Annotated in this window: 10 protein-coding genes, 1 pseudogene and 1 riboswitch; of the genes and pseudogenes, 8 read left to right on the forward strand and 3 right to left on the reverse strand. The window is 57.4% G+C overall.

The window, feature by feature from the left end:
* The coding region (argE, locus tag KHQ28_RS12545) for an acetylornithine deacetylase (RefSeq protein ID WP_211777614.1) at window positions 1–946 on the reverse strand (946 nt) is incomplete at its 3' end.
* 113 nt (window positions 947–1,059) lie between these two features.
* On the opposite strand from argE, the gene argC reads away from it, so the two are divergent.
* The 4 genes from argC (at window position 1,060) to oxyR (ending at window position 5,496) form a co-directional block, all read left to right on the forward strand.
* Window positions 1,060–2,064: an N-acetyl-gamma-glutamyl-phosphate reductase gene (argC, locus tag KHQ28_RS12550; RefSeq protein ID WP_004181637.1), complete on the forward strand. Its 1,005-nt coding sequence runs from the start codon at window positions 1,060–1,062 to the stop codon at window positions 2,062–2,064.
* A 6-nt stretch (window positions 2,065–2,070) separates the two neighbouring features.
* The gene (gene argB, locus KHQ28_RS12555) at window positions 2,071–2,847 is read left to right on the forward strand and encodes an acetylglutamate kinase (RefSeq protein ID WP_015959218.1); all 777 of its coding nucleotides are present in this window, start codon (window positions 2,071–2,073) and stop codon (window positions 2,845–2,847) included.
* Between the two features lie 99 nt (window positions 2,848–2,946).
* Window positions 2,947–4,320, forward strand: a complete 1,374-nt coding sequence (gene argH / locus KHQ28_RS12560; RefSeq protein WP_032418227.1) for an argininosuccinate lyase — start codon at window positions 2,947–2,949, stop codon at window positions 4,318–4,320.
* A gap of 258 nt (window positions 4,321–4,578) precedes the next feature.
* Window positions 4,579–5,496: a DNA-binding transcriptional regulator OxyR gene (gene oxyR / locus KHQ28_RS12565; RefSeq protein WP_002883015.1), complete on the forward strand. Its 918-nt coding sequence runs from the start codon at window positions 4,579–4,581 to the stop codon at window positions 5,494–5,496.
* On the opposite strand, the gene sthA is transcribed toward oxyR, so the two are convergent.
* Window positions 5,479–6,879 carry a Si-specific NAD(P)(+) transhydrogenase gene (sthA, locus tag KHQ28_RS12570; RefSeq protein WP_002883016.1) on the reverse strand — a complete coding sequence of 467 codons (1,401 nt, stop codon included), beginning with the start codon at window positions 6,877–6,879 and terminating at the stop codon, window positions 5,479–5,481. The two genes, oxyR and sthA, sit on opposite strands and share 18 nt — an antisense overlap.
* A 196-nt stretch (window positions 6,880–7,075) precedes the next feature.
* On the opposite strand from sthA, the gene fabR reads away from it, so the two are divergent.
* Both fabR and KHQ28_RS12580 read left to right on the forward strand, forming a co-directional pair.
* Window positions 7,076–7,711 (forward strand): HTH-type transcriptional repressor FabR, encoded by a 636-nt coding sequence (fabR, locus tag KHQ28_RS12575; RefSeq protein ID WP_004151856.1) that lies wholly within the window; start codon window positions 7,076–7,078, stop codon window positions 7,709–7,711.
* A 15-nt stretch (window positions 7,712–7,726) separates the two neighbouring features.
* Window positions 7,727–8,086 (forward strand): YijD family membrane protein, encoded by a 360-nt coding sequence (locus KHQ28_RS12580; RefSeq protein ID WP_002883021.1) that lies wholly within the window; start codon window positions 7,727–7,729, stop codon window positions 8,084–8,086.
* 52 nt (window positions 8,087–8,138) lie between these two features.
* On the opposite strand, the gene trmA is transcribed toward KHQ28_RS12580, so the two are convergent.
* A complete protein-coding gene (gene trmA, locus KHQ28_RS12585) occupies window positions 8,139–9,239 on the reverse strand; it encodes a tRNA (uridine(54)-C5)-methyltransferase TrmA (protein ID WP_002883023.1) in 1,101 nt (366 codons plus the stop codon).
* Between the two features lie 114 nt (window positions 9,240–9,353).
* Window positions 9,354–9,541: riboswitch (cobalamin riboswitch) on the forward strand.
* 64 nt (window positions 9,542–9,605) lie between these two features.
* Between trmA and btuB the strand changes: the two genes are divergently transcribed.
* Both btuB and murI read left to right on the forward strand, forming a co-directional pair.
* Entirely contained in the window at window positions 9,606–11,444 is a 1,839-nt protein-coding gene (btuB, locus tag KHQ28_RS12590; protein WP_009309738.1) for a TonB-dependent vitamin B12 receptor BtuB, read from the forward strand.
* Window positions 11,389–12,248, forward strand: a pseudogene (gene murI / locus KHQ28_RS12595) (glutamate racemase). Before btuB ends, murI begins: the two are co-directional and overlap by 56 nt.
* Window positions 12,249–12,336: the final 88 nt, after the last annotated feature.

Raw genomic sequence — 12,336 nt, forward strand, 5'->3', positions numbered from 1 at the left:
CCTGCACCAGCTTATGGTCCGGCGGGCACTCGTAGCCGGGGATCGGCGGATGCAGCTCAGAGACCGTCAGGCGGCCCGGCCAGCGTTCGCTGACCGGGGCCAGCGCCTCGCCCAACAGACCATTAAGATCGTTTAGGGTCATCCCCGGCAGCGGGCGGATATCCATATGCAGTTCACAGCAGGCGCAGATACGGTTTGAGGCATCGCCGCCATGGATAGCGCCCAGGTTGAGGGTTGGGTAAGGGACCGTAAACGCCTCGAAGTGATAGCGCTCTTTAAGCAGATCGCGCAACTGCATAATCCGGCCGATGGCGTCGTGCATCAGCTCAATCGCGTTGACCCCGCGCGCCGGATCGCTGGAGTGGCCGGACTGGCCCTGAATACGGATCGCGTTGGACATATGGCCTTTATGGGCGCGGATCGGCTGCAGGGAGGTGGGCTCGCCGATGATGGCGCAGTCCGGGCGCAGCCGGGTGGTTTCGGCAAAATAGCGCGCGCCGGCCATGCTGGTCTCTTCGTCGGCAGTGGCCAGAATATACAGCGGCTTTTTCAGCGTGGTGACGTCGACATCACGCAGGGCGTCGAGAATAAAGGCGAAGAAGCCTTTCATATCGGCCGTGCCGAGGCCGTAGAGCTTGTTATCGTGTTCGGTGAGGGTGAACGGGTCGCGCGTCCAGCGGCCATCATCGAACGGCACGGTATCGGTATGCCCGGCGAGCAGCAGGCCGCCGGCGCCGTGTCCGGTGCTGGCCAGCAGGTTGAATTTATGGCGCGTATCCGGCACCGGCTGTATCTCAACATTGAAGCCGAGATCGCGGAACCAGCCTGCCAGCAAATTGATTAAAGACTCATTGCTTTGATCGAGAGCCTCTTCGGTCGCGCTGATGGACGGTGTGGCGATCAACGCGCGGTAAATCTCGATAAAGGGCGGTAAATTGTTTTTCATTGTTGACACACCTTGGGTCGTGATAGTATCAATATTCATGCATTTATTGTGAATAAAAATACAATATCGTTGAGCGTAAGAAAACCCATCGAATGTAAGGAGATGCGCTTCCAATGTTAAATACGCTGATTGTGGGTGCCAGTGGTTATGCCGGCGCAGAGCTGGTGACCTATATCAATCGTCATCCGCATATGAACATAACCGCTTTGACGGTCTCCGCGCAAAGCAATGATGCGGGAAAATTAATTTCCGACCTGCATCCGCAGCTCAAAGGCATTGTCGATATGCCGCTGCAGCCGATGTCCGATATCAGCGAATTCAGCGCTGGCGTGGACGTGGTGTTTCTCGCCACCGCGCACGAAGTGAGTCACGATCTGGCGCCGCAGTTTCTTGCCGCTGGCTGCGTGGTGTTCGATCTCTCCGGTGCCTTCCGCGTTAACGATGGGGCGTTCTACGAAAAATATTACGGTTTCACTCATCAGCATCCCGACCTGCTCAAACAGGCGGTGTATGGTCTGGCGGAGTGGAGCGCGGATGCGCTTAAAGACGCGCAGTTAATCGCAGTGCCAGGCTGCTATCCGACGGCGGCGCAGCTGTCGCTGAAGCCGCTGATTGAGGCCAATCTGCTGGATCTCAACCAGTGGCCGGTAATCAACGCTACCAGCGGGGTGAGCGGCGCGGGTCGTAAGGCCGCGATCGGCAACAGCTTCTGTGAAGTTAGCCTGCAGCCGTACGGCATATTTAACCATCGCCATCAGCCGGAGATTGCCAGCCACCTCGGGGCAAAGGTAATTTTTACCCCGCACCTGGGTAATTTTAAGCGCGGCATCCTGGAAACTATCACCTGCCGCCTGAAGCCGGGCGTCGGCCATGCGCAGATCGCGGCGGTTTACCAGCAGGCTTACGCCGATAAACCACTGGTACGTTTATATGATAAAGGCGTGCCCGCTTTGAAAAGCGTCGAAGGCCTGCCATTCTGTGATATCGGTTTTGCCGTGCAGGACGATCATCTCATCGTCGTCGCGGCAGAGGATAACCTGCTGAAAGGCGCCGCAGCGCAGGCGGTGCAGTGCGCGAATATTCGTTTCGGCTTCGCTGAGACGCAGTCTCTTATTTAAGGTGTGATGATGAACCCATTAATTATCAAACTTGGCGGCGTATTACTCGATAGCGAAGAAGCGCTGGAGCGCCTGTTTACCGCGCTGGTTAACTACCGTGAAGCGCACCAGCGTCCGCTGATTATCGTCCACGGCGGCGGCTGCGTGGTGGATGAGCTGATGAAGCAGCTCAACCTGCCGGTGCAGAAGAAAAATGGCCTGCGCGTTACGCCGGCTGAGCAAATCGACATCATCACCGGCGCGCTGGCGGGAACCGCCAACAAGACGCTGCTGGCGTGGGCGAAAAAACATGGTATTTCCTCGGTAGGCCTGTTCCTCGGCGATGGCGATAGCGTGAAGGTGACGCAGCTGGATGCTGAGCTGGGCCATGTCGGGCTGGCGCAGCCGGGCTCCCCGACGCTGATCAACACCCTGTTGGCCGGCGGTTACCTGCCGGTGGTGAGCTCTATCGGGGTGACCGATGAAGGCCAGCTGATGAACGTCAACGCTGACCAGGCGGCGACAGCGCTGGCGGCCACCCTGGGGGCGGATCTGATCCTGTTGTCTGACGTTAGCGGTATCCTCGACGGTAAAGGGCAGCGCATTGCCGAGATGACCGCCGAGAAAGCGGAGCAGCTGATCGAGCAGGGGATTATCACCGACGGCATGATTGTTAAAGTGAATGCGGCCCTTGACGCCGCACGTGCTCTGGGTCGTCCGGTGGATATCGCCTCCTGGCGTCACGCCGAGCAGCTGCCGGCGTTATTTAACGGCACGCCGATCGGCACACGTATTCTGGCTTAAGATTTCATGCCCGGCGGCGCGTCGTCTGCCGGGCTTACAAGACCGTAGGCCGGGCGGCACAATGCCGCCGGCGGAACTAACGAATAAAGGAAGCATGTTATGGCACTTTGGGGCGGGCGTTTTACACAGGCAGCAGATCAACGGTTCAAACAGTTCAACGACTCGTTGCGCTTCGACTATCGTCTGGCGGAGCAGGATATCGTTGGCTCTGTCGCCTGGTCGAAAGCGCTGGTAACGGTCGGCGTTCTGAGTGCCGCTGAACAGCAGCAGCTGGAAGAAGCGCTGAACGTGCTGCTGGAAGAGGTGCGCGCCAATCCGCAGCAAATCCTCGCCAGCGATGCCGAAGATATTCACAGCTGGGTGGAAGGCAAGCTGATCGATAAAGTGGGCCAGCTGGGCAAGAAACTGCACACCGGGCGCAGCCGTAACGACCAGGTCGCCACCGATCTTAAACTGTGGTGCAAAGATACCGTTGTCGAACTGCTCTCGGCGAACCGCCAGCTGCAGAGCGCGCTGGTGGAGACCGCCCAGCAGAATCAGGACGCGGTAATGCCGGGGTACACCCACCTGCAGCGCGCCCAGCCGGTGACCTTCGCGCACTGGTGTCTGGCCTACGTTGAAATGCTGGCGCGTGACGAAAGCCGTCTGCAGGACGCGCTGAAGCGCCTCGACGTCAGCCCGCTGGGCTGCGGCGCGCTGGCGGGGACGGCGTATGAGATCGACCGCGAGCAGCTGGCCGGCTGGCTGGGCTTTGCCTCCGCCAACCGCAACAGCCTCGACAGCGTGTCCGATCGCGATCATGTGCTGGAGCTGCTTTCCGATGCGGCTATCGGTATGGTGCATCTGTCGCGCTTTGCGGAAGATCTGATTTTCTTTAACTCCGGCGAGGCGAACTTCGTCGAGCTTTCCGACCGCGTGACCTCCGGCTCCTCGCTGATGCCGCAGAAGAAAAATCCGGACGCCCTGGAGCTTATCCGTGGCAAATGCGGCCGCGTGCAGGGTGCGCTGACCGGCATGATGATGACGCTGAAAGGACTGCCGCTGGCCTACAACAAAGACATGCAGGAAGATAAAGAGGGGCTTTTCGACGCCCTGGATACCTGGCTCGACTGCCTGCATATGGCGGCCCTGGTGCTGGACGGCATTCAGGTAAAACGCCCGCGCTGTGCGGAAGCGGCGCAGCAGGGCTATGCCAACGCCACTGAGCTGGCGGATTATCTGGTGGCGAAAGGCGTACCGTTCCGCGAGGCGCACCATATTGTCGGTGAAGCGGTAGTGGAAGCCATTGCGCAAGGGAAACCGCTGGAAGCGCTGACCCTGGCCGATCTGCAGAAATTCAGCCCGGTGATTGCGGACGATGTGTATCCGATCCTGTCGCTGCAGTCCTGCCTCGAGAAACGCGCAGCGAAAGGCGGCGTCTCGCCGCAGCAGGTAGCCCAGGCTATCAACGAGGCGAAGGCTCGTTTAAGCTAATCCTTAGATATCTGCCCTCCCTGACCCGGCCAAGCCCAGCGACGCCGGGTTTTTTATGCAAAAAAAAGCGGACGCAAGGTCCGCAAAAGTTCACGTTGGCTTTAGTTGTTCGGGTAGAGAAACAGTGTGACGGGTCAGTGATTTTCACAGGTAGACCGTCTTTATGGGCGTATTATTGAACAGAAAGCTTGATAGGGATAATCGTTCGTTGCTATGCTATCTATCGCCATGGACTATCGTGGCGATGGAGGATGAATAATGAATATTCGCGATCTTGAATACCTGGTAGCGCTCGCCGAACACCGCCACTTCCGGCGGGCGGCTGACTCATGCCATGTGAGCCAACCGACGCTCAGCGGACAGATCCGCAAGCTGGAGGATGAGCTTGGCGTCATGCTGCTGGAGCGCACCAGCCGTAAGGTTCTGTTTACCCAGGCGGGGCTGTTGCTGGTGGATCAGGCGCGTACCGTGTTACGCGAAGTAAAAGTGCTCAAGGAAATGGCAAGCCAACAAGGGGAAACCATGTCCGGGCCGCTGCATATCGGCCTGATCCCGACAATTGGCCCGTACCTGCTGCCGCACATCATTCCGATGCTGCATCAGACCTTCCCGAAGCTGGAAATGTATCTGCACGAAGCGCAGACCCATCAGCTGCTGGCTCAGCTCGACAGCGGTAAGCTCGACTGCGCCATCCTGGCGCTGGTCAAAGAGAGCGAGGCCTTTATCGAGGTGCCGCTGTTCGATGAGCCGATGATGCTGGCTATTTATGAAGATCATCCGTGGGCGAACCGCGATCGGGTGCCGATGTCGGATCTGGCCGGTGAAAAGCTGCTGATGCTGGAGGATGGCCACTGTCTGCGCGATCAGGCGATGGGCTTCTGCTTTGAAGCGGGGGCGGATGAGGATACCCACTTCCGCGCGACCAGCCTGGAAACGCTGCGCAATATGGTGGCGGCAGGCAGCGGCATTACCCTGCTGCCGGCGCTGGCGGTGCCGCAGGAGAGAAAACGCGATGGCGTAGTCTACCTGCCGTGCATTAAGCCAGAGCCAAGACGCACCATCGGTCTGGTTTATCGTCCAGGCTCCCCGCTGCGCAGCCGCTATGAACATCTGGCGGAGGCCATCCGCGGCACGATGGATGGCCATTTCGACAAGGCGTTAAAACAGGCGGTTTAAGCCGTTCAGCGCGGCAACCCGGTACGCTTCCGCCATGGTCGGGTAGTTAAAGGTGGTGTTGACGAAGTACTCAATGGTGTTGCCACCGCCTTTCTGCTCCATGATCGCCTGGCCGATATGAATAATTTCGGCCGCGCGCTCGCCAAAGCAGTGAATGCCAAGGATCTCCTTGGTTTCACGATGGAACAGGATCTTCAGCGTACCAACGCTCATACCGACGATTTGCGCCCGCGCCAGGTGTTTAAACTGGGCGCGGCCCACCTCATACGGCACTTTCATCGCCGTCAGCTGCTGCTCGGTTTTCCCGACGGAGCTGATTTCCGGAATGGTATAGATCCCGGTCGGGATATCTTCAATCAGATGCGCTGAGGCTTCGCCTTTCACCAGCGCCTGGGCGGCAATGCGTCCCTGATCGTAAGCGGCAGAAGCCAGGCTTGGATAGCCGATGACATCGCCAACCGCATAGATGTGCGGGAGGGCGGTCTGATACATGCTGTTGACCTTCAGCTGACCGCGGCTGTCGGTCTGCAGACCGATATTTTCCAGCGCCAGGGTGTCGGTGTTGCCGGTGCGGCCGTTAGCGTACAGCAGGCAATCGGCCTTCAGCTTTTTGCCGGACTTCAGGTGCATGATCACCCCGTCATCCACCCCTTCAATTTTCTCATACTCCTCGTTGTGGCGAATAACCACGCCGCTGTTCCAGAAGTGATAAGAGAGCGAGTCTGACATCTCCTGATCGAGGAAGGCCAGCAGACGATCGCGGGTGTTGATCAGATCGACCTTCACCTCCATGCCGCGGAAGATCGACGCATATTCACAACCGATCACCCCGGCGCCGTAAATGATCACATGGCGCGGCTCATGCTGCAGGCTGAGAATCGAATCGCTGTCATAGATGCGCGGGTGGTGGAAATCGACATCCGCCGGATGGTAGGGGCGCGATCCGCAGGCGATAACGAATTTCTCCGCGGTCACAGTCTCGACCGTGCCGTCATGGCACTCCAGCGCCAGAGTATGCTCATCCACGAAGTGGGCATTGCCCTGCAGAATTTCACAGTGGTTGCGCTCATAGAATCCCTGGCGCATATGAGTCTGCTGGTTGATGACGCTGTCGGCATGGTTAAGGATGTCGGCGAAAGAAGAGCGAAGAAGGCGGGAGTGATCGCTGTAGAGGGGGTTTTGGTTAAACTCGATAATACGGCTGACGGCATGGCGGAGGGCTTTCGACGGGATGGTGCCCCAGTGGGTGCAACCGCCGCCGACATTATGGTAGCGCTCGATGACGGCAACGCGTGCTCCCTGTTTCACCAGTCCCATGGCGGCGCCTTCCCCGCCAGGACCGGAACCAATCACTATTGCATCATAATCCCAAGAGTGTGACATGGCATTACTCACCTGTTTTATACATAAAATAAACACGATGATAACATTCGCTGCGCTTTAACCCAATTATCGTTGTGCTTTTTTGCAGCATAAAAGCAGAAACGGCTCGTAAACAATCATTCACAATCCAGGGCAAACCGATTAGTTTTAATCTCTGGTATAGTGCCAGCAGGGCTATTGGAAGGATTCATACATCGTGATGGGCGTAAGAGCACAACAAAAAGAAAAAACCCGCCGTTCGCTGGTGGAAGCGGCATTCAGCCAACTTAGCGCTGAGCGGAGTTTCGCCAGCCTGAGCTTGCGTGAAGTGGCCCGGGAAGCAGGGATCGCGCCGACGTCCTTTTATCGTCATTTTCGCGACGTCGATGAGCTGGGCCTGACGATGGTCGATGAGAGCGGACTGATGCTGCGCCAGCTGATGCGCCAGGCGCGCCAGCGGATAGCCAAAGGCGGCAGCGTGATCCGCACCTCGGTCTCCACCTTTATGGAATTTATCGGTAACAACCCGAACGCCTTCCGCCTGCTGCTGCGTGAGCGCTCGGGAACTTCTGCGGCGTTTCGCGCCGCCGTCGCACGCGAGATCCAGCACTTTATTGCGGAACTCGCCGACTATTTAGAACTCGAAAACCATATGCCGCGCGCCTTTACCGAAGCGCAGGCTGAAGCTATGGTCACCATCGTTTTTAGCGCTGGCGCGGAAGCGCTGGATGTCGGCCCTGAGCAGCGCCGGCAGCTGGAGGAACGGTTGGTACTGCAGCTTCGAATGATCTCGAAAGGCGCGTATTACTGGTATCGCCGTGAACAAGAAAAAATGTCACATCATTCCGAATAACGTGAAGGACGAGCAATGAAACACTCAGTTCAAGATAAAGGTACGCTGCTGCTGGCGCTGATTGCCGGGTTATCCATTAATGGCGCCTTTGCGGCGCTGTTCAGTTCGATAGTTCCGTTTTCCGTCTTCCCCATTTTATCCCTGCTGCTGACGGTCTACTGTCTGCATCAGCGCTATCAGAATCGCAGTATGCCCGTTGGGCTACCGGGCCTGGCCGCCGCCTTTTTTATTCTCGGGGTGCTGTTGTACAGCACCGTCGTGCGTGCGGAGTACCCGGATATCGGTTCTAACTTCTTCCCGGCCGTTCTGTCCGTCGCGATGGTCTTCTGGATCGGCTACAAGATGCGTAACCGCAAAGATACCGCAGCCGAGTAAGCCGCCAGCGGTAAAAAAAACCGGCAATATGACGTTGCCGGTTTTTTTGGGCCTATTTGCGGGTCAGCAGGACGCCGCACTCCATGTGATGGGTATACGGGAACTGGTCGAACAGCGCCAGCCGGGTAACGTTGTGCGTCTGGCTTAGCGTTTCCAGATTGCGACACAGCGTTTCCGGGTTGCACGAAATGTACAAAATACGCGGATAGGCCTGCACCATTTTTTCCGTCTCGCTGTCCAGCCCGCTGCGCGGTGGATCGACGAAGATGGTTTCGCACTGATAGCTATGCAGATCGATACCCTGCAGCCGGTTGAACTGCCGCACCCCGTTCATCGCCTGAGTAAACTCTTCCGCCGCCATGCGGATAATCTGCACGTTGTCGATATGGTTAGCGGCGATGTTGTACTGCGCCGCCGCCACCGACGGTTTAGCGATTTCGGTGGCCAATACGCGATCGAAATTACGCGCCAGCGCCAGCGAGAAGTTACCGTTGCCGCAGTACAATTCCAGCAGGTCGCCAGTCGCCCCTTTGGTGACATCCAGTGCCCACTCCAGCATCTGAATGTTCATGGCCGCGTTCGGTTGGGTAAAGCTGTTTTCCACCTGACGGTAGATCATCTCCCGCCCGCCAACCGGCAGGCGTTCATCTATATAATCCTGATCGAGCTCGATTTTAGTTTTGGTCGCCCGCCCAATCAGATGCACATTGAGCCCCTGGGCTCGCAGGGCGTCACGCAGCGCCTCCGCTTGCTCACGCCAGGCATCGTCCAGCTTTTTATGATACAGCAGCGAAACGACCGCCTGGTTGCTGAGGGTGGTCAGATAGTCAATCTGGAACAGCTTCTGGCGTAGCACGGGATTGTTGCGTACGCCCTCCAGCATGGCGGTCATCAGCTGATTGATCAGCGCGCTGGCGGCCGGGAAGCTGTCAACGCGAATCCGCGACCGGGTCTGCTGATCGAAAATAATATGGTACAGATCGTCGCCATCGTGCCACAGACGGAACTCGGCGCGCATACGGTAGTGGCTGACCGGCGAACGAAACACTTCCGGAACCGGCGCGGCAAAAGGCGCCATCATGGTTTGCAAACGGACGACTTTTTCTGCCAGCTGCGCTTCGTATTGTTCGGTAGGAAGGTGTTCGGGGGTCATGATGTATCCTGAATAAAATAAGTACGCGGGGATTGTAGGGAAAGCGCCGGGGATGTCCAGCCTCGAATGCCGCGGGAAATATAATTAGCAGTCTGGACATCTATATGGTTCTGATTGTAGCATTCGCCTACCGGTCCTGTGAGTTAAAAGGGAACCCAGTGGAAATCTGGGGCTGACGCGCAGCGGTAAGGAAGGTGAGAAATGAGCGCACTCGGTGCAGACACTGCGGCTAGCCGTGGGAAGTCATTATTTCTTGAAACAGCCTCCAAGCCCGAAGACCTGCCGGAATACGTCGCACTGGGTTTTATCGTCGCGAGCAACTGATAAAACCTGCGGCATCCTTTTTCTGTTTCGGATGCTTTTACAATGATTAAAAAAGCTTCGCTGATGACGGCCTTATCCGTCACGGCATTTTCCGGCTGGGCGCAGGATAGCAATTCAGATACGTTGGTGGTGACAGCAAACCGTTTTCAACAGCCGGTCAATACCGTGCTGGCGCCGACCGACATTGTGACGCGCGATGACATCGACCGCTGGCAGTCCAAAGATTTAAACGATGTCATGCGTCGTCTTCCCGGGGTCGATATTGCCCGCAACGGCGGCATGGGGCAGAGCGCTTCGCTGTATGTTCGGGGGACGGAGGCTCGTCACGTGCTGGTGCTGATCGACGGTGTGCCGATGGCGCGTCCGGGGATCTCCAACGGCGTAGATATCAGTCAGATCCCTATCTCACTGGTCCAGCGGGTGGAATACATCCGCGGCCCGCGCTCCGCGGTGTACGGCTCCGGAGCGATCGGCGGGGTGGTGAACATCATCACCATGACCGACGCTGAGCGTTCGCAGATCAACGCCGGCGCGGGTACGAACGGCTATCAGTCCTATGACGGCGCCTTTAACAAGCGGTTTGGCGATACGTTGGTTACCGCTGCTGGCGCCTATCAGACCACCAAAGGGTTTAACGTCCAGCCGAATTCCTCTTACAGCGGCGACAGCGATCGCGACGGCTACCGCAATAAAATGCTGTGGGGCGGGGTACAGCATCAGTTCGATGACAACTTCTCGGGGTTCTTCCGCGGCTATGGTTATTCCGCCAACGCTGACTATGACCAGGGTAACTGGGGCTACGCAGGTGGAAACGATGAAGATCAATCCTATACCCAATCCTGGGATACCGGTCTGCACTACCACTCCGGAATTTACTCCTCCCAGCTGATTGCTAACTATCAGCGCATCAAAGATTACAACTACAGCAGCGACGCTGGCCGCTATGCCGCGGGCACCACCCTGGATGATATGGAACAGCGCTATATCCAGTGGGGAAATAATGTTGTGGTAGGCCATGGGGCAGTGAGCGGCGGCGTTGACTGGAAACAAGAGAAGCTGAAATCCAGCGGAACGACCAGTACCGACGTGTATAAGCGTGACACCACCGGTCTTTATCTGACGGGACAGCAGCAGATTGACAGCGTGACGCTGGAAGCTTCCGGCCGTGAGGATCATGACGAGCAGTTTGGCTGGCACGGTACCTGGCAGACGGCCGCCGGCTGGGAATTTATCGACGGTTATCGGACAACGCTCTCGTACGGCACAGGATTCCTCGCCCCCTCCCTCGGGCAGCAGTACGGCGCAGAACGCTTTGGCATCGCCTCTAACCCGAATCTGAAGCCAGAGGAGTCGAAGCAATGGGAAGCGGGCCTTGAAGGGTTAACGGGGCCGGTCGACTGGCGCCTCTCCGCGTATCGCTATGAGATTCAAAACCTCATCGATTACGACAACAACGCCTATTACAACGTCAAGTCGGCGACGATTAAGGGGCTGGAGTGGACGGGGAATATAATCACCGGGCCGGTGGAGCACCATCTGACGCTGCAGTATGTTGACCCTCGCGATGATGAAACCAATAAGATCCTCTATCGCCGGGCGAAGCAGCAGGTGAAATACGAGCTGAACGGCCAGGTCTACGATCTGGGGTGGGATGTGACGTATCACTACATCGGCAAGCGTTACGATTATGACTACGACAACTCGCGTACCGTCAATATGGGTGGGTTGAGCCTCTGGGATGTCGGTTTATCGTATCCCGTCACCTCACACCTGACAGTTCGTGGTAAAATAGCCAACCTGTTCGATAAAGATTACGAGACAGTTTATGGCTACCAATCTGCAGGACGGGAATACACCTTGTCTGGCAGCTACACCTTCTGATCCACGTCCCACCGTGCTGGTGTTTGATTCCGGCGTCGGTGGGTTGTCGGTTTATAATGAGATTCGGCAGCTGCTGCCGAATCTGCATTACATCTATGCTTTCGATAACGTTGCCTTCCCCTATGGCGAGAAGAGCGAGGAGTTTATCGTTGAGCGCGTTGTGGAAATCGTCACCGCTGTCCAGCAGCGTTATCCCCTGGCGCTGGCGGTGATCGCCTGCAATACCGCCNNACCGCCAGTACCGTCTCCCTGCCTGCCCTGCGTGAAAAGTTCGCTTTCCCCGTCGTTGGCGTGGTGCCGGCGATCAAGCCCGCCGCCCGTTTAACGGCGAACGGCATTGTTGGCCTGCTGGCGACGCGCGGTACCGTAAAGCGTCCTTATACCCGTGAGCTGATCGACCGCTTTGCCAATGAATGTCGGATTGAAATGCTGGGGTCGGCGGAGCTGGTGGAGCTGGCGGAAGCGAAGCTGCACGGCGAGCCTGTGCCGTTAGAAGAGCTGCGCCGTATCCTGCGCCCGTGGCTGCGGATGCAGGAGCCGCCGGATACGGTGGTGCTGGGCTGCACCCACTTTCCTCTTTTACAGGAGGAGCTGCAGCGCGTTCTGCCGGAAGGCACACGGCTGATCGATTCCGGCGCGGCGATTGCCCGACGCACCGCCTGGCTGTTAGAGCATGAAGCGCCGGATGCGAAGTCCAGCGACGAGAATAAAGCATTCTGCATGGCGCTGACGGCAGAAACAGAACAGCTTTTACCCGTTCTGCGTCGCTATGGCTTCTCGACGCTGGAAAAATTACCGCTCTAAGGGCGTTTTGCACAAAAAAGAGACGGTTGAATAATTTTTTGAAAACAGGGCTTGTCAACGTCTCAGAACTCCCTATAATGCGCCTCCA

Source organism: Klebsiella sp. 28 (assembly GCF_018223905.1).
Classification (GTDB): domain Bacteria; phylum Pseudomonadota; class Gammaproteobacteria; order Enterobacterales; family Enterobacteriaceae; genus Klebsiella; species Klebsiella pneumoniae.

Coding starts and splice junctions, on each gene's coding strand:
- argB (WP_015959218.1), top strand. CDS start 2,071: ATGATGAACCCATTAATTATCAAACTTGGCGGCGTATTACTCGATAGC.
- KHQ28_RS12580 (WP_002883021.1), top strand. CDS start 7,727: ATGAAACACTCAGTTCAAGATAAAGGTACGCTGCTGCTGGCGCTGATT.
- trmA (WP_002883023.1), bottom strand. CDS start 9,239: ATGACCCCCGAACACCTTCCTACCGAACAATACGAAGCGCAGCTGGCA.
- btuB (WP_009309738.1), top strand. CDS start 9,606: ATGATTAAAAAAGCTTCGCTGATGACGGCCTTATCCGTCACGGCATTT.
- sthA (WP_002883016.1), bottom strand. CDS start 6,879: ATGTCACACTCTTGGGATTATGATGCAATAGTGATTGGTTCCGGTCCT.
- argH (WP_032418227.1), top strand. CDS start 2,947: ATGGCACTTTGGGGCGGGCGTTTTACACAGGCAGCAGATCAACGGTTC.
- oxyR (WP_002883015.1), top strand. CDS start 4,579: ATGAATATTCGCGATCTTGAATACCTGGTAGCGCTCGCCGAACACCGC.
- argC (WP_004181637.1), top strand. CDS start 1,060: ATGTTAAATACGCTGATTGTGGGTGCCAGTGGTTATGCCGGCGCAGAG.